At 70.5% G+C, this 19,059-nt stretch carries 14 protein-coding genes, 1 pseudogene and 1 riboswitch; of the genes and pseudogenes, 12 read left to right on the top strand and 3 right to left on the bottom strand.

Annotated features, from left to right (window positions below):
- Positions 1–82: 82 nt before the first annotated feature.
- Both pcrA and BLU20_RS11680 read left to right on the top strand, forming a co-directional pair.
- Entirely contained in the window at positions 83–2,614 is a 2,532-nt protein-coding gene (pcrA, locus tag BLU20_RS11685) for a DNA helicase PcrA (protein ID WP_083372626.1), read from the top strand.
- A gap of 54 nt (positions 2,615–2,668) precedes the next feature.
- Positions 2,669–3,528 (top strand): annotated as a pseudogene (locus BLU20_RS11680) (IS5 family transposase); the annotation flags it as partial.
- A gap of 290 nt (positions 3,529–3,818) precedes the next feature.
- Here the strand turns inward: BLU20_RS11680 and BLU20_RS11675 are convergent.
- Both BLU20_RS11675 and BLU20_RS11670 read right to left on the bottom strand, forming a co-directional pair.
- Positions 3,819–4,160, bottom strand: a complete 342-nt coding sequence (locus BLU20_RS11675) for a hypothetical protein (RefSeq protein WP_083372625.1) — start codon at positions 4,158–4,160, stop codon at positions 3,819–3,821.
- Positions 4,161–4,180: 20 nt separating this feature from the next.
- Positions 4,181–4,813, bottom strand: coding sequence for a hypothetical protein (locus tag BLU20_RS11670; RefSeq protein ID WP_157270458.1), 633 nt, complete (start codon positions 4,811–4,813; stop codon positions 4,181–4,183).
- Between the two features lie 246 nt (positions 4,814–5,059).
- Here BLU20_RS11670 and BLU20_RS11665 point away from each other — a divergent pair.
- Both BLU20_RS11665 and BLU20_RS11660 read left to right on the top strand, forming a co-directional pair.
- Positions 5,060–5,943, top strand: a protein-coding gene (locus tag BLU20_RS11665) for an IS5 family transposase (RefSeq protein ID WP_157270613.1) whose coding sequence is annotated in 2 segments (ribosomal slippage) — positions 5,060–5,440 and positions 5,443–5,943 — 882 coding nt in all. Because the reading frame shifts where the segments join, the coding sequence is not laid out codon by codon here.
- 140 nt (positions 5,944–6,083) lie between these two features.
- Positions 6,084–7,994, top strand: coding sequence for an acyltransferase family protein (locus BLU20_RS11660; protein ID WP_083372623.1), 1,911 nt, complete (start codon positions 6,084–6,086; stop codon positions 7,992–7,994).
- A 25-nt stretch (positions 7,995–8,019) separates the two neighbouring features.
- On the opposite strand, the gene BLU20_RS11655 is transcribed toward BLU20_RS11660, so the two are convergent.
- Complete coding sequence (locus BLU20_RS11655; RefSeq protein WP_172829072.1) at positions 8,020–9,384, bottom strand: chloride channel protein; 1,365 nt, start codon at positions 9,382–9,384, stop codon at positions 8,020–8,022.
- 203 nt (positions 9,385–9,587) lie between these two features.
- Here BLU20_RS11655 and sucC point away from each other — a divergent pair, with 203 nt between their 5' ends.
- From sucC to purH, 8 genes are all read left to right on the top strand, one after another.
- Complete coding sequence (gene sucC, locus BLU20_RS11650) at positions 9,588–10,754, top strand: ADP-forming succinate--CoA ligase subunit beta (protein WP_029252267.1); 1,167 nt, start codon at positions 9,588–9,590, stop codon at positions 10,752–10,754.
- A 32-nt stretch (positions 10,755–10,786) separates the two neighbouring features.
- Positions 10,787–11,662 carry a succinate--CoA ligase subunit alpha gene (gene sucD, locus BLU20_RS11645; RefSeq protein ID WP_029252268.1) on the top strand — a complete coding sequence of 292 codons (876 nt, stop codon included), beginning with the start codon at positions 10,787–10,789 and terminating at the stop codon, positions 11,660–11,662.
- Between the two features lie 297 nt (positions 11,663–11,959).
- Positions 11,960–13,246 carry an extracellular solute-binding protein gene (locus BLU20_RS11640; protein ID WP_172829071.1) on the top strand — a complete coding sequence of 429 codons (1,287 nt, stop codon included), beginning with the start codon at positions 11,960–11,962 and terminating at the stop codon, positions 13,244–13,246.
- Positions 13,247–13,305: 59 nt separating this feature from the next.
- Positions 13,306–14,268, top strand: a complete 963-nt coding sequence (locus BLU20_RS11635) for a carbohydrate ABC transporter permease (protein WP_083372620.1) — start codon at positions 13,306–13,308, stop codon at positions 14,266–14,268.
- Positions 14,265–15,179, top strand: coding sequence for a carbohydrate ABC transporter permease (locus tag BLU20_RS11630; RefSeq protein ID WP_083372619.1), 915 nt, complete (start codon positions 14,265–14,267; stop codon positions 15,177–15,179). The genes BLU20_RS11635 and BLU20_RS11630 overlap by 4 nt, the downstream gene beginning before the upstream one ends.
- 51 nt (positions 15,180–15,230) lie before the next feature.
- On the top strand, positions 15,231–16,451 hold the full coding sequence (locus tag BLU20_RS11625; protein WP_157270456.1) for a cell division protein PerM: 1,221 nt from the start codon (positions 15,231–15,233) through the stop codon (positions 16,449–16,451).
- A 4-nt stretch (positions 16,452–16,455) separates the two neighbouring features.
- Positions 16,456–17,091 carry a phosphoribosylglycinamide formyltransferase gene (purN, locus tag BLU20_RS11620; RefSeq protein WP_083372617.1) on the top strand — a complete coding sequence of 212 codons (636 nt, stop codon included), beginning with the start codon at positions 16,456–16,458 and terminating at the stop codon, positions 17,089–17,091.
- Positions 17,092–17,137: 46 nt separating this feature from the next.
- A riboswitch (ZMP/ZTP riboswitch) is annotated at positions 17,138–17,225 on the top strand.
- Between the two features lie 57 nt (positions 17,226–17,282).
- The gene (purH, locus tag BLU20_RS11615; RefSeq protein WP_083372616.1) at positions 17,283–18,917 is read left to right on the top strand and encodes a bifunctional phosphoribosylaminoimidazolecarboxamide formyltransferase/IMP cyclohydrolase; all 1,635 of its coding nucleotides are present in this window, start codon (positions 17,283–17,285) and stop codon (positions 18,915–18,917) included.
- Positions 18,918–19,059 lie beyond the last annotated feature (142 nt).

The raw sequence follows: 19,059 nt of genomic DNA, 5'->3' as shown, positions 1-19,059 counted from the left end.
GCTCGGAAATCTACCGTCGCGGGGTGTGCCGCGCCCGGAGAGGGGCGGCGACGTCGGTGGATTCACCTACCCTGGGAGGGCTATGACATCGCTCTTCGAGAACCTTCCGCTCCCCGGCCTCGACGACCTGGCACGCCTGCCTGCGCTCCAGCGCGACGACGTCCCGGACGCGGAGGTGCCCGACGGGTACGACGAGGCCTACGCGGGTGCCGACCAGGGCGGCCCGTACCGCGGACCCTTCGACCACCTCGACCCCGAGGCGCTCGTGGACGGCCTCAACCCGCAGCAGCGGGAGGCCGTCGAGCACGGCGGGAGCCCGTTGCTGATCGTCGCGGGCGCCGGGTCGGGCAAGACCCGGGTGCTGACCCACCGGATCGCGTACCTCCTGGCGACGCGGCGCGCGCGGGTCGGGGAGATCCTCGCGATCACGTTCACGAACAAGGCCGCGGCGGAGATGCGCGAGCGGGTCGGCGACCTCGTCGGCCCGGCCGCGAAGAACATGTGGGTCTCGACGTTCCACTCCGCGTGCGTCCGGATCCTGCGCAAGGAGGCGAAGACGGTCGGGCTGCGTCCGAGCTTCTCGATCTACGACGCCGCAGACGCCCAGCGGCTCATCACCCTCGTCTCCCGCGAGCAGGACCTGGACGTCAAGAAGTTCCCGGCCCGGTCCCTCTCGAACCGCATCTCGGACCTCAAGAACGAGCTCGTGGGACCGGCCGAGTACGCGGGCCGCGAGGACGCGGACCCGGTGCTGCGCGACGTCTACACGCGGTACCAGGAGCGTCTGGTCCAGGCGCACGCGGTCGACTTCGACGACATCATCATGTCGACCGTGCGGCTCCTGCAGGAGCATCCGGCGGTCGCCGAGCACTACCGGCGCCGGTTCCGGCACATCCTCGTCGACGAGTACCAGGACACGAACCACGCGCAGTACATCCTGGTCCGGGAGCTGACCGGCCGTGCGCCGGCGCCGGGGGAGCCCGTCGCGCTCGAGCCGGCCGAGCTCACAGTCGTCGGGGACGCCGACCAGTCGATCTACGCGTTCCGCGGCGCGACCATCCGCAACATCCTCGAGTTCGAGGAGGACTACCCGAACGCACGCACGATCCTGCTGGAGCAGAACTACCGCTCCACGCAGACGATCCTCAGCGCGGCGAACGCCGTCATCTCGCGCAACCCCGACCGTCGCCCCAAGAAGCTGTGGACCGACGCGGGGGACGGCGCCAAGATCACGGGCTACGTCGCGGACGACGAGCATCACGAGGCGCGCTTCATCGCCCAGGAGATCGACACGCTGGGCGACGACCACGGGGTGCGACCCGGCGACGTCGCGATCTTCTACCGCACCAACGCCCAGTCCCGGGCGCTCGAGGAGGTCCTGATCCGGGTCGGCCTCCCGTACAAGGTCGTCGGTGGCACCCGGTTCTACGAGCGGCGCGAGATCAAGGACGCGGTCGCGTACCTGCGCGCGATCGCCAACCCGGACGACGACGTGAACGTCCGTCGCGTCGTCAACGTGCCCAAGCGCGGACTGGGCGACCGGGCGGAGGCGACCGTCGCGGCGTTCGCCGACGCGGAGCGCATCTCCTTTGGGGCGGCCGTCGAGCGCTGCGACGAGATCCCCGGGATCACGGCCCGCACCCTCAACCCCCTGCGGAAGTTCCGCGACCTGATGCGAGAGTTCGCCCGGCTCGCGGAGTCCGGTGCCACCCCCGCAGAGATCCTCGGGGACGTGCTCGACCGGACGGGCTACCTCGCCCAGCTGCGGGGGTCGGAGGATCCCCAGGACGGCAGCCGCGTGGAGAACCTCGCCGAGCTGCACGCCGTGGCCACCGAGTTCTCCGAGGCCGACCCCGAGGGGGACCTCGCAGACTTCCTGGAGCGCGTCTCGCTCGTCGCCGACGCCGACCAGATCCCGTCCGCGGACGACGCGGGGCACGAGGGTACGCCGACGGTCGACCCCGGCGTCGTGACCCTGATGACCCTGCACACGGCCAAGGGCCTGGAGTTCCCGGTCGTGTTCCTCACCGGCATGGAGGACGGCGGGTTCCCGCACATGCGCTCGTTGCACGACGACGCCGAGCTCAGCGAGGAGCGTCGGCTCGCCTACGTCGGCCTCACCCGGGCCCGCGAGCGCCTGTACATCTCCCGCGCGGCCGTGCGGTCCGCGTGGGGCACCCCCAACGAGTTCCCGCCGAGCCGGTTCCTCGACGACATCCCCGACGAGCTCTGGGACTGGCGGCGTGCCGAGTCGGCGACGCAGACCTTGCGGGGTGCCGGGGGGTTCGTCGGTGGCGGACGTGGTGGCTGGGGAGCGGGGTCGCGGGGTGCAGGCTCCGGGCAGCGCTCGTCGGGCTCGAGCGGGTACTCGCAGTCGGAGATCGACCAGATCGCGCGGCAGCGCGCCGCCCAGGCGGGGCCGCGCAAGCAGCCGCACGCCGACGGCGCGATCCCGTCGCTCTCGATCGGCGACCGCGTCACGCACGACGCCTACGGGCTCGGCACGGTGGTCGGCGTCGAGGGGTCGGGGACGAACGCGGTCGCCAAGATCGACTTCGGCGCAGACGGCACCAAGCGGCTCCTGCTGCGCTACTCGCCGGTGACGCTGCTCTAGGGCCTGTCCTGCGAATGTTCTTGGTATGTGTCCGGTAATGTCCGGGTTGTGGGTGTGGGGCGTGGTGAGCTGACAGACGCGGCGTGGGCGCGGATCGAGCCGTTGTTGCCGGTCGCGACCGGTCGTGGTGGGCGGTGGCGTGATCATCGGCAGGTGATCAACGCGATCTTGTGGCGGTTGCGGACCGGGGCGCCGTGGCGTGAGGTGCCGGTGAAGTACGGACCGTGGAAGACGGCGCACGAGCGGCTACGACTCTGGACCGCGGACGGCACGTGGGACAAGATCCTTAGCCATGTGATCGTCAAGGACGACGCGGTCGGAGTTGTGGAGTGGACCTTCTCGGTCGACTCCACCCACGTTCGGGCTCACCAGCACGCGGCTGGTGGGCGGAAAAAGGGGGCTGCAAGACCGCGTGGGTCGAGGACCTCGCCCTCGACGGTGAGGCACTCGGCCGCTCGCGCGGCGGACTGACGTCCAAGATCCATCTCGCGACCGACGGCCGCGGGCTGCCGATGAGCGTGATCTTGACCCCTGGGCAGTCCGGCGACAACCCGCAACTGCTGCTGCTCGAGCAGGTCAACGTCCACCGAGACGGGCCGGGGCGGCCCCGCAAACGCCCGGACCGAGTGCTGGCCGACAAGGCCTACTCCAGCCCCGCCACCCGACGAGCACTACGCGCCCGGGGCATCGCGTTCACCAGTCCCGAGAAGGCCGACCACGCCGCCCACCGACTCCGCCGCGGCACCCGAGGCGGACGCCCGCCCGCCTTCGACGCCCAAACATACAAGGGCCGCAACGTCGTCGAACGCTGCTTCAACCGCCTCAAACAGTTCCGCGCCCTGGCCACCCGCTACACCAAACGCGCCGCCTACTACCGCTCCGAACTCACCATCGCCGCCATCATCCTCTGGCTCCGCGATTCACCGGACACGCCCAGTCGACGTTCGGTGGGCGCTAGCGGGATCGAACGAGTTGCCATGCGGGACTTCGCCACCGATGTCCCACCTCAGGCCCGCCCTGAGAAACCGACCCGCCCCGACGACCCCGTCCCGGTGACAGCATGGATCACCGACGGGCGCGGCCGATCCTTCAAAGCAAACGGCGAAGCCCTCGCCTGGACCCCACGGGCCGTGTACGTGCGATACATCGATCGCGCAGGACGCGAGGGCTTCGCCTGGGTGTGGGCCTCAGCCGTCAGCCGCCGCTAGGACAACTGAAGCCAGAGCGTCCCGTCCGCGTCGCGGCTGCCACGTTCCGCGCCGCCAGTCAGATACTCCTCGGCGATCCGCTGGACAACCGCGTACATGACCCACTCCTCGAGTCCGCTGACCACTCCCCATCGCGTCCACTCTGGATCGGACGCATCCCGTGGGATGGAGATCCTCGCGCCGAAAGGGCCGCGACGGTCCTCAGCGGAGCCCGAGAACACCACGATCAGGGTCGCGTCATCGACGTCGGCGCTCTGCAGGCCGAGTTCGCGACCCGTGGACGCGGTTCTGAACCCTTCGTTGACTGCGCCCAACAAGGTCGGGGCTTCGACGATCATGGTGCTTCCCTTCAGCGGGTTCAGGCGTTGATGGCGTTCTTGACCCAGTTGGGGCACCACGTCACGCCCTCGCAGTAGGCGGTGATGATGCCCTTCGCTTTGCCGTCACTGAGCTTGGTCGGGTTCGCGACCACCCGCACAGTCTTTGTCTCCACCACCTTGCAGGACAACCCCCAGAGCTTGCACTCGACCCGGTGCACAGGCGTCCGATACCTGATCGAGCTGGCGCTCTCGACCTTGCGCTCCTTCGGGTACTTCGTCGTCGTCCGCACGGCGGCGGTGGTGAGGTTGTGCTTGTTGTTGACCTTCAACCACCCCCATGACGAGCTCCCCCAACGCATAGCGAGTGCCCTGCCCTTGCTGTCCGACCAGGTGGCCATGATCTGGTACGGGTTGTTCGGGTCTGCTGCCATGGCCATGCCGGCCATCGCCGCGACTGGTTCCTGGCCCTCAGAGATCATGGCGACCTGCCCTTCGCTCACGCCGACGTTCTGCAGATCCTGGAGGTCGAACTCTCCATCCGGCAGATCACCGATCACCGAGATGGCCACAGTGTCATCCGGCACCGGTGGCGCGGTGGGTTCCGAAGCGGCCGCGACCAAACTACCACCTGCCATGCCAATGGCCGCGAGCAGGCCGACGGCTGCGGCCATGGTCACAGCCCGAGATCGGACGACCAAGTTCGAGGTGAAGCGCGTCATTGCTGTTGACTCCCTTGCCTGTGAACGGCGGCGTCCATCGCGGCCGTCGCAAGGTAGATCGCCGCCATGTGCGGAGTAGTTACAGCAGAAGCGCAAGCGTTATCGAACTGTGACCTGGTGACGTTTGGTGATCCGACGCCCTAGGGCCTGTCCTGCGAATGTTCTTGGTATGTGTCCGGTAATGTCCGGGTTGTGGGTGTGGGGCGTGGTGAGCTGACAGACGCGGCGTGGGCGCGGATCGAGCCGTTGTTGCCGGTCGCGACCGGTCGTGGTGGGCGGTGGCGTGATCATCGGCAGGTGATCAACGCGATCTTGTGGCGGTTGCGGACCGGGGCGCCGTGGCGTGAGGTGCCGGTGAAGTACGGACCGTGGAAGACGGCGCACGAGCGGCTACGACTCTGGACCGCGGACGGCACGTGGGACAAGATCCTTAGCCATGTGATCGTCAAGGACGACGCGGTCGGAGTTGTGGAGTGGACCTTCTCGGTCGACTCCACCCACGTTCGGGCTCACCAGCACGCGGCTGGTGGGCGGAAAAAGGGGGCTGCAAGACCGCGTGGGTCGAGGACCTCGCCCTCGACGGTGAGGCACTCGGCCGCTCGCGCGGCGGACTGACGTCCAAGATCCATCTCGCGACCGACGGCCGCGGGCTGCCGATGAGCGTGATCTTGACCCCTGGGCAGTCCGGCGACAACCCGCAACTGCTGCTGCTCGAGCAGGTCAACGTCCACCGAGACGGGCCGGGGCGGCCCCGCAAACGCCCGGACCGAGTGCTGGCCGACAAGGCCTACTCCAGCCCCGCCACCCGACGAGCACTACGCGCCCGGGGCATCGCGTTCACCAGTCCCGAGAAGGCCGACCACGCCGCCCACCGACTCCGCCGCGGCACCCGAGGCGGACGCCCGCCCGCCTTCGACGCCCAAACATACAAGGGCCGCAACGTCGTCGAACGCTGCTTCAACCGCCTCAAACAGTTCCGCGCCCTGGCCACCCGCTACACCAAACGCGCCGCCTACTACCGCTCCGAACTCACCATCGCCGCCATCATCCTCTGGCTCCGCGATTCACCGGACACGCCCTAGCGCCGCCGGGGTCAGGTTTCGACGAAAGCCGCACGGGCGTCGTCGTGTCGTCGCCGGTGCCCGCGGTCCACGCCCTAGCGTGAGGTCTGAACCTGGGGAGTCCGGGAGTCCGGGCCCGACGAGCGCACCGGAGGTGTGCAGTGTCCGCACCGACGCAAGCCCGCCCGACCTCCGGCGTGCGCGCCGACGGCCCGCGCCGCGACGGGCCTGCCCGGGGGCGGATCCGCGGGCTCGACGGCCTGCGGGCCCTCGCGGTCGTGGCCGTCGTCGGCTATCACGTCACGCCCGCGGCCCTTCCGGGCGGGTTCCTCGGCGTCGACATGTTCTTCGTGGTCAGCGGATTCCTCATCACGGCGCTGCTCTTGCGCGACCTGCGGAGGGACGGGCGTCTGGACCTCCTCCGCTTCTGGCGTCGCCGCGCCCGCCGCCTGCTGCCGGCCCTCGCGCTCGTCGTCGTCGTGTCCGTGCTCGCGGCCCGCGTCGTCGAGCCCGACTTCCTCGTCGGGATCCGCCGTCAGGTCTTCGGCGCGGCGACGTTCACGAGCAACTGGGTGGAGATCGCCGCGGGGTCCAGCTACTTCGACCAGAGCGCCCCCGTCCTCTTCCAGACCTTCTGGTCGCTCGCGATCGAGGAGCAGTTCTATCTCCTCTGGCCCGTCGTGCTGGCCGCCCTGGTGGCGCTCGTGCCGACCATGCGCGCGCGGGCCGCGGTCGCCCTCGCCGGGGCCGCGCTCTCGGCCCTGCTGATGGCTGTGCTGGTGGTCCCCGGCGGCGACCCGACCCGCGTCTACTACGGCACCGACACGCACGTCTTCGGCCTGCTCCTCGGCTGCGCGGCCGCGTTCTGGTGGGTCACGCACCCGCGACTCCTCGACGGCGCGGGTCTGCCCGGGGCCGTGGGTCGTCACCTGCGGACCTGGGCGCCCGTCGTCGCGGCCCTCGGGCTCACGGTCCTCGTCCTGACCCTGCACAGCGGAGCGACGTTCACCTACCGGGGCGGCATCGTCCTCGGGTCCCTCTGTGCGGTGGTGCTCGTCGCTGCCTGCGCGGACGCGACCGCTGCCGGCGAAACCCCGTTCGTCCGCCTGCTCGACGCCCGCGGGCTGCGGTGGGTGGGTGAGCGGTCGTACGGGCTCTACCTCTGGCACTGGCCCGTGATCCTGCTCGTGGACGACCTGGTCGGTGCCCAGCCGGGGACCGTCGTCTGGTGGCGGGGCACGGTGGTCGCGCTGGGAGTCACGGTGGCGCTCGCGGCCGTGTCCTACCGGTGGGTCGAGACCCCGGTGCGTCGCGACGGGTTCCGTGCGACCTGGTTGCGCCTGCGCGGCAGCCTCGGACGTCGCGGCGACACCGTCACCCCGGCGCTGCTCGCCCGGCGGACGACGGCAGGTGTCGCCGCCACGTTGCTGGTCGCGTCGGGCGTCGTGATCGCGACGGCGCCGGCCGTCTCCGAGGCGCAGCTCGCGGTCGAGCGCGGTGCGGCGGCCGTGGCCGCGGCCGCCGACGTCGAGGCCGACCCGCCGGCGTCGGCCGAGCTCCTCGTCGACGGCGTCGTCGACGGCACCCAGGTCTCCGCGTTCGGCGACTCCGTGCTCTCCGGGGCGGCCCCCGCCGTCCTGGAGCGCTTCCCCGGGATCGCGATCGACGCCGAACCCATCCGCAAGTGGCTCGATGCTCCGGCGCTCCTCCGCGAGGCGGCCGACGCCGGCGAGCTGCGGGACGTCGTCGTGCTCAACTTCGGGACCAACGGAGGGTTCCAGTTCGACGGGTCGACGGAGGCGCTCGACGAGTCCCTGGCGACGATCGGGCCGGACCGGGCGGTCGTCCTGGTCAACTCCGTCGGGGTGAGCTACTGGGTCCCCGAGGCGAACGACGCGCTCGCCGCCCTGGCCGAGTCCCGCCCCAACGTGGTGGTGGCCGACTGGAACGGTGCGGTGCGCGCCGAGCCAGGGCTGCTGCACGCAGACAGGACACACCCGAACCTGGAGGGGATCGACGTCTACGCGGACGTGCTCGACGACGCGATCCGCGGGCTCGCGAGCGACGGCTGACCAGGTCTGCGGCAGGCCTGCGCGCTCAGCTCTCCCGCGTGCCCGTCCGTCGGAGCGACAGGTCGTCGTCGACGCCCGGGAGGTCGGGACGCACGCCGGCCCGACGACGGTCCAGCCACACCTTGAGCATCACCCCGATCACCGCGCCGAGAATCGCGGTCACGGTGACGGCAGGCCCGGCGCTCGCCGTCAGGAGCACGGCCAGCATCGTCGACGTCAGCGGCATGCCGAGCGTCGCCGCCGCTCCGGCCGCGATCCCGCAGGCCACCAGGCCGGGCAGGGTCGCGCCGGGGACGAAGGACCCGAGGGCACCGACGGCCATGCCGAGATATACCGCAGGAAAGATCGACCCGCCCCGGAACCCCGTCCCGAGGCTGATCGCGTAGCCCGCGGCCTTGGCGACCGCGATCACCACGAGGGCGAGCGCGCCCGCGTCCGTCAGTGCGGACATCGTGCTCTGACCCGAGAACAGGACGGTGTCGACGTCCTCGCCCGAGATCGCGCGTGCGACGACGGCGATCGCGGCGATCAGGAGGCCGCCGCCCAGGATCACGGGCAGGGGGTGACGGTCGGCCAGCGGGCGGAGGGTCTCTGCCGAGCGTGTCGCGGCGATCACGAGTGCGCCTGCGGCCAGCGCGACCACGGCGCCGACGGCCAGGTCGGTCGGGTCGACGGTCCCGTACGTGCCGAGGTCGCCGGCGTCCAGGGGGTGCGAGCTCATCCCGGGCCAGTCCGCGATCCCCACGTGCACCAGGTATCCGGTGCCGAGCGCGACCAGGACCGGGAGCAGCTGGGTCAGCGGCTGCGGAGACTTGCTGCCGGGCATCAGCAGGGCGGCCTCGAGGATCAGGAAGACGGTCACCAGGGGGTTGCCCATGACGACCCCGAGCGCGGCGGCGGCGCCCGCGATCACAAGGATCTTCGCGCGGTCGGACCGCGCGCGTGCCACGGCGACGAACCCGATGCTCGTGCCGATCGCCAGGAGCGGGGCCTCCGGCCCGACGACGGCACCGCAGACGAGCGTCGCGAAGGCGGCGAGGAGCGTGGACGGGAGCTGGCGCGGCGTGATGTCGAACGCGAGCCCGCCGAGCGGGTGGTGCCCGCCGTGCCCGTGCAGGTGCTTGGCGCCCCAGACCGCGACCGCGCCGGTGCCCAGGACGAGAAAGACCCACCAGGCCGGGACCACGTCGGCGCCCCAGGACGAGGGGAGCGTGTCCCAGAGCAGCGCCTCCGTCTCGTGCACGAGAGAGGAGTACACCGTCGCGCCGACCGCCGAGAGGGCTCCGACGAGCGCCGCCAGGCCGAGGACCACCCATGTCTCGCGGGCCCGCACCGCCGGAGGGGCGGAGGGGTCTGCAGGGCCTTGGCGTCGTCCGTCAGAGGTGCTCACGGGCACGAGTGAAGCACGTCGGTACACCGGCGGCGCGCCGGCCCGGGCCCTCTGTGGCGCCCAACTGTGGCCGACAGAACACGGCAACCGTCCTCCCGGGGTTCGGCTGGGCCGGTCTGCGGGATACCCTGTACGAAGGTCTCTCGACGTCGAGAGACATTATGAAGCCGGCAAGGGCTAGTCAACCGGAAGGACGCAGCAGGGTGGACCTGTTCGAATACCAGGCGCGCGACATCTTCGAGAAGCACGGCGTGCCCGTGCTGGGGGGCGTGGTTGCGACCACCCCCGAGGAAGCTCGTGCAGGCGCAGAGAAGCTCGGCGGCGGGACCGTGGTCGTCAAGGCCCAGGTCAAGGTCGGCGGGCGTGGCAAGGCGGGCGGCGTGAAGCTCGCCCACTCCGTGGACGAGGCGCAGGAGAAGGCGTCGGAGATCCTCGGGATGGACATCAAGGGCCACACGGTCCACCGGGTGATGATCGCCCAGGGCGCGAAGATCGCCGAGGAGTACTACTTCTCGGTCCTCCTCGACCGGGCGAACCGCACCTACCTCGCGATGGCGAGCGTCGAGGGCGGTGTCGAGATCGAGCAGCTGGCGGTCGAGCGCCCCGAGGCACTCGCACGCGTCGCCGTCGACCCGATCGTCGGTATCGACGCGGCGAAGGCCACGGAGATCGTCGAGGCCGCCGGGTTCGCGGCGGACGTCAAGGACCAGGTCGCCGAGACGATCCAGAAGCTCTGGACCGTGTACTCGGAGGAGGACGCGACCCTCGTCGAGGTCAACCCGCTGGTCAAGACGGAGGACGGCCGGATCGTCGCGCTCGACGGCAAGGTCACGCTCGACGAGAACGCGGGCTTCCGCCACGCCGAGCACGCCGAGCTGGAGGACGCCTCGGCGACCGACCCGCTCGAGGCGAAGGCCAAGGAGAACGACCTCAACTACGTCAAGCTCGACGGTGAGGTCGGCATCATCGGCAACGGCGCGGGTCTCGTCATGAGCACCCTCGACGTCGTCGCCTACGCGGGCGAGGCCCACGGCGGCGTGAAGCCGGCGAACTTCCTCGACATCGGCGGTGGCGCCTCGGCCGCGGTGATGGCCGCAGGTCTCGACGTCATCCTCGGCGACGAGCAGGTCAAGAGCGTTTTCGTCAACGTCTTCGGCGGGATCACCGCGTGCGACGCCGTGGCGAACGGCATCGTGCAGGCGCTCGAGATCCTCGGCGACGAGGCCAACAAGCCGCTCGTCGTGCGCCTCGACGGCAACAACGTCGAGGAGGGTCGCCGCATCCTCGCGGAGGCGAACCACCCCCTCGTCACGCTCGCCGAGACCATGGACGGTGGCGCCGACGCCGCTGCCGCCGCCGCGAACGCCTGAGACCGGCCCGAGACGAGAGAGAACTAAGAGACATGGCAATCTTCATCAACGAGGACTCCAAGGTCATCGTTCAGGGCATGACCGGGTCCGAGGGGCAGAAGCACACCACGCGGATGCTGGCCTCGGGCACGAACGTGGTCGGCGGCGTGAACCCGCGCAAGGCCGGCACGTCAGTGACCTTCGAGCAGGGTGACGTCCCGGTGTTCGGGTCGGTGGCCGACGCCATCGCCACGACGGGCGCCAACGTGTCCGTGATCTTCGTGCCGCCGGCCTTCACCAAGGCCGCGGTCGTCGAGGCGATCGAGGCCGGCATGCCGCTGGTCGTCATCATCACCGAGGGTGTCCCGGTCGCGGACTCCGCGGAGTTCTTCGCCCTGGCCCAGGCCAAGGGCGTGCGCCTGGTCGGGCCGAACTGCCCGGGCATCATCAGCCCCGGGAAGTCGAACGTCGGCATCATCCCGGCCGACATCACCGGCCCCGGGAAGATCGGGCTCGTCTCGAAGTCCGGGACGCTGACCTACCAGATGATGTACGAACTGAAGGACTTCGGCTTCTCGACCGCCGTCGGTATCGGTGGCGACCCCGTCATCGGGACGACGCACATCGACGCGCTCGCAGCGTTCGAGGCAGACCCCGACACCGAGGCGATCGTCATGATCGGCGAGATCGGCGGCGACGCCGAGGAGCGGGCCGCGGCCTACATCAAGGAGAACGTGACGAAGCCGGTCGTCGGCTACGTCGCCGGGTTCACCGCCCCCGAGGGCAAGACGATGGGCCACGCCGGCGCGATCGTCTCCGGCTCCTCGGGTACGGCGCAGGCCAAGAAGGAGGCCCTCGAGGCCGCCGGGGTCAAGGTCGGCAAGACGCCGTCCGCGACGGCCGAGCTCATGCGCGAGATCCTCTCCTGACGCAACTCTGACCGGCGTAGCCGGACTCACGACGGCGCCCGTCCCCCGGAAGGGGGGCGGGCGCCGTCGTGCATCTGTGCCCGGACGCCGAGCGGCGGCTACCCGTCGGCTTGTGTCCTGTTTCACTGAGGTTGCGGTCAGGTAACGTTTCGCAGGAGTCTTTAGCAAACAGTCCTACCTATGGCACTCTGGGTACGCGCCGACAGTGATCTGCACCACGTTCTGTCGGCGAGGTCGCGTCGTCAGGCGCGCCGTCCGGTCCTCGCCCGGACGCCACTGTGCTTGAAGGGGAACAACGTGAAGCTCACCCGTACCGCCCGCCTGGGCGCACTGGCCGCGTCGGCCGCCCTGGTCCTCACCGCATGCAGCAGCAGCGACGACGGTGACGCCGCCGCCGACGGCGGTGGCGAGACCGGAGACCTCAAGGTCTGGTTCATGGACGGCTCGGTGCCGGACGAGGCGCAGGATTGGCTCGTCGACGAGTTCGAGGCACAGAACGAGGGCTCGACCCTGACGATCGAGATCCAGCAGTGGGACGGCATCGTGGAGAAGATCCAGACCGCGATGGCCTCGGAGTCGCAGACCCCGGACATCGTCGAGGTCGGCAACACGCAGTCGCCCACCTACACCGCGGTCGGCGCGTTCACCGACGTCACGGACAAGGTCGACGGGTGGGGTGGTGACGACCTGATCCAGTCCTTCATCGACGTCGGCTCCGTCGACGACAAGGTCTACACCGTCCCGTTCTACGCCGGGTCGCGGATCTTCTACTACAACACGGAGACGTTCGAGAAGGCCGGCGTGGAGCCGCCGACGTCGCTCGACGACTTCACCGAGGTCGTCTCGACGCTCACCGAGGCGAACCCGGACGACGTCGAGGACTTCAAGGGCGCGTACATCGCCGGTGTCGACCAGCACACCCTCGAGGCATGGCTCTACACCCACGGCGGGCAGTACGCGGTCCAGGAGGGCGACCAGTGGGTCGGCAACCTCTCGAGCGCCGAGTCCATGGAGGCGATCGACCAGGTCGCCGAGCTCTACGAGGCCGGTGTGCTCGGTGCCGAGGACTCCGTCGACGCCGCCCAGGAGCCGTGGAACGACTTCAACGAGGGTCGTGTCGCGATGTTCTCGGGCCTGACCTGGTCGTTCCCGAACATCGCCGAGGACCTGCGTGAGAACGACAAGGTCGGCGTCTTCGCCGTCCCGGGCCTCGAGGACGGCTCGCTCGGCAAGACCTTCGCCGGCGGGTCGAACCTCGGAATCGCCGCCAAGAGCCAGAACAAGGACCTCGCGGCGAGCGTCATGGACCTGCTGTACTCCGACGACTTCCAGATCATGATGGCCCAGAACGGCTGGGTCCCGGGCAACACGACGTTCGCCGACGCCCAGGGCACGGCCGACAACGCAGCCCTGCTGGCCGAGGTCGCCGCCAACTCGCAGCTGACCCCGCCGGCCCAGTACTGGGCCCTGGTCGAGGGCGAGAACCTCGACAAGGACTTCTGGAAGGCCATCGCGCGGGGCGACGACCCCGCCGAGGTCGTCGAGAGCACGGACGCCCGCATGGAAGAGCTGCTGAACAAGTAGTCCCGCACCGGCAGGCGGGGGCGAGAGCCCCCGCCTGCCGCCTCGTACTGGAGGTACCCGTGGCAGCTCCCGTCACCGACCCCGCCACCGAGAAGCGGTCCGCCCCGCCCGAGCCCCGACGGGAGCGGTCCACGTCCCCGTTGCCGTACCTGCTCCTGCTCGGTGCAGCGGTCGCGGTCCTTCTCGCTCTCGGCTACCCGCTCGTCCGCCAGGTCGTCCTCGCGTTCCAGGACTACGGGCTCGAGCAGCAGTTCGGCGCCCCGGCCGAGTTCATCGGCTTCGAGAACTTCGCGACCGTGCTCAGCGACCCCTACACGTGGGAGGTCTTCGCGCGGTCGATCGTGTTCTGCCTGGTCACGGCCGGCGTCACGATCGTCATCGGGGTGTTCTTCGCCGTCGTGATGATGAGGATGTCCACCTGGGCCAGGATCTTCATCCAGACGATCCTGCTCCTGGTCTGGTCGATCCCCATCGTCTCGTCGCTGACCGTCTGGCAGCTGCTCTTCGACACCCGGTTCGGTGTCGTCAACTGGACGCTCGAGCGCATCCTGCCGCCCTGGCCGGACGACTACAACTGGCTCGGTCAGGCGACCGGCATGCTCACGATCGCCTCGATCATCATCATCTGGATGTCGGTGCCCCTCGTCGCGTTCATGGCGTACTCCGGACTGAGCCAGGTCCCCGAGGAGGTGCAGGAGGCCGCCGAGCTCGACGGTGCGGGCATCTGGACCCGCTTCTTCCGGATCACCGTCCCGATGATCGCCCCGGTGCTGTTCCTCATCGGCCTGCTGCAGATCATCTGGGACCTGCGCGTGTTCACCCAGATCAAGATCCTGCAGGACGCCGGCGCACCGCTGGACGAGACGGACGTGCTCGGCACGTACATCTTCCGGCTCGGGATCGGGCAGGGCGAGTTCGGCATGGCGTCGGCGACCGCGATGATCGTGCTCGTGCTCACCGTGCTCGTGACCCTCCCGTACGTGCACCAGCTGTTCAAGAGCGACAAGGAGATGTCGGCATGACCACGACGACGCACGTGCCCGCCGGGAAGTCCGACACCGCGCAGGAGCACATCACCCCGGGGGCGCATCAACGACACCGGCGCCCGCGCGGCCGCCGCGCGCGCAACGCGGCCGACGTGTTCGCGGTCGTCATCGGGCTCTTCTGGTTCTTCCCGATCTACTGGATGATCAGCTCGGCACTGCTGCCGAACTCGGAGTTCCGGTCCTCGACCCCGACCTTCGTCAACACGAGCCCGACGTTCGAGCACTTCACCGGGGTGCTGCAGGACGACCGGTTCTGGTCGGCGATGACGGTGTCGATGCAGGTCACGGTCATCGCCGTGATCGTGGCGGTGTCGTTGGCGTTCCTCGCCGCGGTGGCGATCTCGCGCTTCCGCTTCCGGGGGCGCAAGGCGATCATCGCCTGCATCCTGGTGATCCAGATGATCCCCGCCGAGGCCCTGTTCATCTCCCAGTACAAGATGCTCGACGGCTGGAACCTGCTCAACAGCGTCGTCGGGCTCTCGATCCTCTACATCGGGATCATCGTGCCGTTCAACATCTGGATCCTGAAAGGCTTCGTCGACGGCGTCCCCGAGGAGCTCGAGCAGGCGGCGATGATCGACGGCTGCACCCGGTTCGCAGCCTTCTTCCGGATCACCCTGCCCCTGCTCGGTCCAGGTCTCGTGACGGGCGCGATCTTCGCCACCATCACGGCCTGGAACGAGTACACCCTGGCGCTCGTCGTCATGAGCGACGGCAACCAGACGCTCCCGCTGTGGCTGCAGTACTTCAGCGGCGCCAACCAGGCGACCAACTGGGGCGGGATCATGGCCGGCTCGCTGCTGATCGCGCTGCCGGTGATCATCCTGTTCATGACCGTGCAGACCAAGATGGCGGCGGGACTCACGAACGGGGCCGTGAAGGGATAGGTCTCGGCGCGCCGGTCGAGGTGCGGGTCTCCTGTCGGCGACGATGGGGGTGTGAGTCAGGCACGGAGCACAGGTAGAGCAGGAACACGCACCGTCAGCGGCGACGCGACGGCAGCGGGGAGTCCGACCGTCCGGTACGCGGTGTCCGGGGTCGTCGCGTCGCTCCAGGCGCTCGTCCTCTCCCTGACCGTCGTCGTCCTCCCCGCCGTCGTGGCCTATATGGCGGCGGGGGAGACCGCGGTCGGTTCGACCTCCACGGCGTTCACCGTGGGGGTCGCCGCATGGCTGCTGGGTCACGGGATGCCGATCGGGACGGCCGGGGCGACGCTGACGCTGGTGCCGCTCGGCGTGACCGCGCTCGCCCTGTTCTGCTGCTATGTCTCGGCCCGTCGCTCCGCGCACACGAGCGTGACCGCCTGGGTGCTCGCGACGCTGACCTACACCGCCGGGACGTTCGCGATTGCCCTGCTGGCCCGGACCTCGGCCGGATGGGGGGTCTTCGTCGTCCTCGCGGGCGGGCTGCTGGTCGGCGGAGTCGGGGCGGGGCTCGGGATCCTGGCCCGTCCTGACGCTCCGGGGGTCCGCGGGCTCGTCCGCCCGTGGCTCGGACGCCTGCCGCGCGGTGTGCAGCCCGGCCTGACCGGCGGCGTCGTCGCCACCGGGATGCTCCTCGGACTCTCGGGCATCCTCGTCGTCGGCTGGGCCGTCGCCGGGAGGGCGGACAGCTCGGACATCATCGCCGGTCTCGCACCCGGCACGGTCGGCGGCATCATCCTCGCGTTCTCCCAGCTCGCCGTCGTCCCGAACCTCGTCCTCTACGCCTCGGCCTGGCTCGCGGGTCCCGGGTTCTCGATCGGCTCGGCGACGTTCGCGCCCGGGTCGGAGCAGCTCGGCCCGTTGCCGGCCGTCCCGCTCCTCGGAGGGCTTCCCGGCTCGTTCGCCGCGTCGCCGGTGGCGGCGTGGGCCCCGCTCCTCGTGGTCGCGTGCGGCGTGCCGGCAGGCCTGGCCGTCTGGCGGCGTCTCTTCGACGGCACCGTCCCGTCGATCACCACGATGGTCGTCGCGGTGGCCTCGACGGCTGTCACCGGCGGGCTGATCGTCGGCGTGCTCGTCCTCCTCGCCTCCGGGGCCGTCGGCCCGGGGTCGATGGCGGAGGTCGGCGCCGACGGGCTGCTCGTCGCCGGCTTCGTCGCCGCCGAGATCCTGATCGGGGCCGCGCTGACCGTCGCGGCCCGTGCCTGGTGGGAGCGCCGCACCGATATGGAATCCTGATCCCGTGCACACTCCTTCAGGCCACACCGTCGACGCCGCAGCCACGACCCGACTCGTCGTCCTCGTCTCCGGGGGCGGCAGCAACCTCGCCGCACTGCTGGCACGGCACGACGACCCTGCCTACGGGGCGCGCGTCGTCGGCGTCGTCACCGACCGGCCGGACGCGGGCGCCCTCGACCTCGCGCAGGAGGCCGGGGTGCCGACCGCCGTCGTCGTCCCCGGCGACTTCGAGGACCGTCCTGCGTGGAACCGGGGCGTCGCCGAGGCGATCGCCGTGTTCAGCCCGGACCTCGTGGTGCTCGCCGGGTTCATGCGAATCCTCTCGCCCGTCGTCGTCGACAGGTTCTCGATCGTCAACACCCATCCCGCGCTCCTGCCGTCGTTCCCCGGGGCGCACGGGGTCCGCGACGCGCTCGCCTACGGCGTGAAGGTCACGGGGTGCACGGTCCACGTGGTCGACGCCGGCGTCGACACGGGGCCGATCCTCGCCCAGGCCGCCGTCCCGGTCCTCGACGACGACGACGAGTCCACACTGCACGAGCGGATCAAGGTGGCGGAGCGCTCCCTCCTCGTCGAGACCGTCGGCCGCGCGGCCCGTGAGGGGCTGGCGGTCGAAGAAGGTCGCGCGCGGATCGGCTAGTCCGGCAGCCGCCGGTCGCGTCGTCGTCCCACGCGCCGGGTAGACTGCTGCCGACCGCGACTGGCGAAGGTGGGATCGACCACCGGGGAGCGGTCGATCGACCTGCTGGTGCGTCGTCCGCCTGGGCGCCAAGGTCCGACATGTCGACGTGACCGTCGACAGACCCGACCGCGACCCAGAGGAGCCCCTCAATGTCCGCCACGCCCAGCCTCCCGACCGAGCAGATCGCCGACGACACCCGGCGTCCGGTCCGGCGCGCACTGCTCTCCGTCTACGACAAGACCGGGCTGCCCGAGCTCGCCGCTGCCCTGCACGCCGCGGGCGTCGAGCTGGTCTCGACCGGGTCGACCGCCGGCCGGATCGCCGACGCCGGCGTCCCCGTCACCCGGGTCGAGGACCTCACGGGATTCCCCGAGTGCCTGGAGGGTCGCGTCAAGACCCTGCACCCGCGTGTGCACGCCGGGATCCTCGCGGACTCGCGCAAGCCCGACCACCTCGCCCAGCTCGCCGAGCTCGACATCGAGCCCTTCGACCTCGTCGTCGTGAACCTGTACCCGTTCACGGCGACGGTCGCCAGCGGCGCCGGCCCGGACGAGTGCGTCGAGCAGATCGACATCGGGGGCCCGTCGATGGTGCGTGCCGCCGCCAAGAACCACCCGAGCGTCGCGATCGTCGTGAGCCCGGCCCGGTACGACGACGTCGCCCGTGCCGCCACGGCCGGGGGCTTCACCTACGCCGAGCGCAAGGCGCTCGCGGCCCAGGCCTTCGTCCACACGGCGGAGTACGACGTCGCGGTCGCGTCCTGGATGGGACGCGTCGTCGCACCCGAGGCCGCCACCGACGAGCCCGCGCCCGCCGCCGAGACTCCCGCGTGGCTCGGTGCCACCTGGGAGCGGGCCGACGTCCTGCGCTACGGGGAGAACCCCCACCAGCAGGCCGCGCTCTACCGCGCGACCGACGGCTCGACCGGGCTCGCGCAGGCCACCCAGCTGCACGGCAAGGCGATGAGCTACAACAACTACGTCGACGCCGACGCCGCATGGCGTGCCGCGTACGACCACGAGGGCCCGGCCGTCGCGATCATCAAGCACGCGAACCCGTGCGGCATCGCGGTCGGCGCTGACGTCGCGCAGGCCCACGCTCGCGCGCACGCCTGCGACCCGGTCTCCGCGTTCGGCGGAGTCATCGCCGCGAACGACGTGGTGACCCGGGCTGCGGCGGAGCAGATCGCCGGGGTCTTCACCGAGGTCGTCGTCGCCCCCGGCTTCGAGCCCGAGGCGGTCGAGATCCTCACGGCGAAGAAGAACATCCGCCTGCTCGTGGTGGAGGGCCGGCCCGACGCCGCCGTCGAGACGCGTCCGGTCAGCGGAGGCCTGCTGGTGCAGACCGTCGACCGCGTCGACGCCGCGGGGGACGACCCGCAGACGTGGACGCTCGCCGCCGGCCCGGCGGCTGACGTCGAGACGCTCGCCGACCTGCAGTTCGCCTGGCGTGCCGTGCGGGCCGCGAAGTCGAACGCGATCCTCCTCGCGGCCGACGGGGCCTCGGTCGGTGTCGGGATGGGACAGGTCAACCGGGTCGACTCCTGCCGACTGGCCGTCGAGCGGGCCAACGCCCTGGCCGACGGCGCCGAGCGTGCCCGGGGTGCGGTCGCGTCGTCGGACGCGTTCTTCCCGTTCGCCGACGGGCTCCAGGTGCTGCTCGACGCGGGCGTGAAGGCCGTCGTCCAGCCAGGAGGGTCCGTCCGTGACGCCGAGGTGGTCGAGGCCGCCGAGGCGGCGGGCGTCTCGCTCTACCTCACCGGGACACGGCACTTCGCGCACTGACGCGGCTCCGCGACGCCACGGGACGGCGCACGGCACGGTCCTCCGTGCCCTGCGCCGTCCCGTGTGCCCAGTGCCGTCCCGTGTGCGGTGCGGCCGTCCTCGCTAGGGTGAGGCCGACCCGGCGGACGGTCCGTCGGGCGGA

The sequence above is a fragment of the Paraoerskovia marina genome (assembly GCF_900105445.1).
Lineage (GTDB): Bacteria > Actinomycetota > Actinomycetes > Actinomycetales > Cellulomonadaceae > Paraoerskovia > Paraoerskovia marina.
The sequence above is the reverse complement of the archived record's forward strand: the minus strand, read 5'-3'. Positions and strand labels throughout refer to the sequence as shown.

Coding starts and splice junctions, on each gene's coding strand:
- purH (WP_083372616.1), top strand. CDS start 17,283: ATGTCCGCCACGCCCAGCCTCCCGACCGAGCAGATCGCCGACGACACC.
- pcrA (WP_083372626.1), top strand. CDS start 83: ATGACATCGCTCTTCGAGAACCTTCCGCTCCCCGGCCTCGACGACCTG.
- sucD (WP_029252268.1), top strand. CDS start 10,787: ATGGCAATCTTCATCAACGAGGACTCCAAGGTCATCGTTCAGGGCATG.
- BLU20_RS11675 (WP_083372625.1), bottom strand. CDS start 4,160: ATGATCGTCGAAGCCCCGACCTTGTTGGGCGCAGTCAACGAAGGGTTC.
- BLU20_RS11670 (WP_157270458.1), bottom strand. CDS start 4,813: ATGGCCGCAGCCGTCGGCCTGCTCGCGGCCATTGGCATGGCAGGTGGT.
- BLU20_RS11630 (WP_083372619.1), top strand. CDS start 14,265: ATGACCACGACGACGCACGTGCCCGCCGGGAAGTCCGACACCGCGCAG.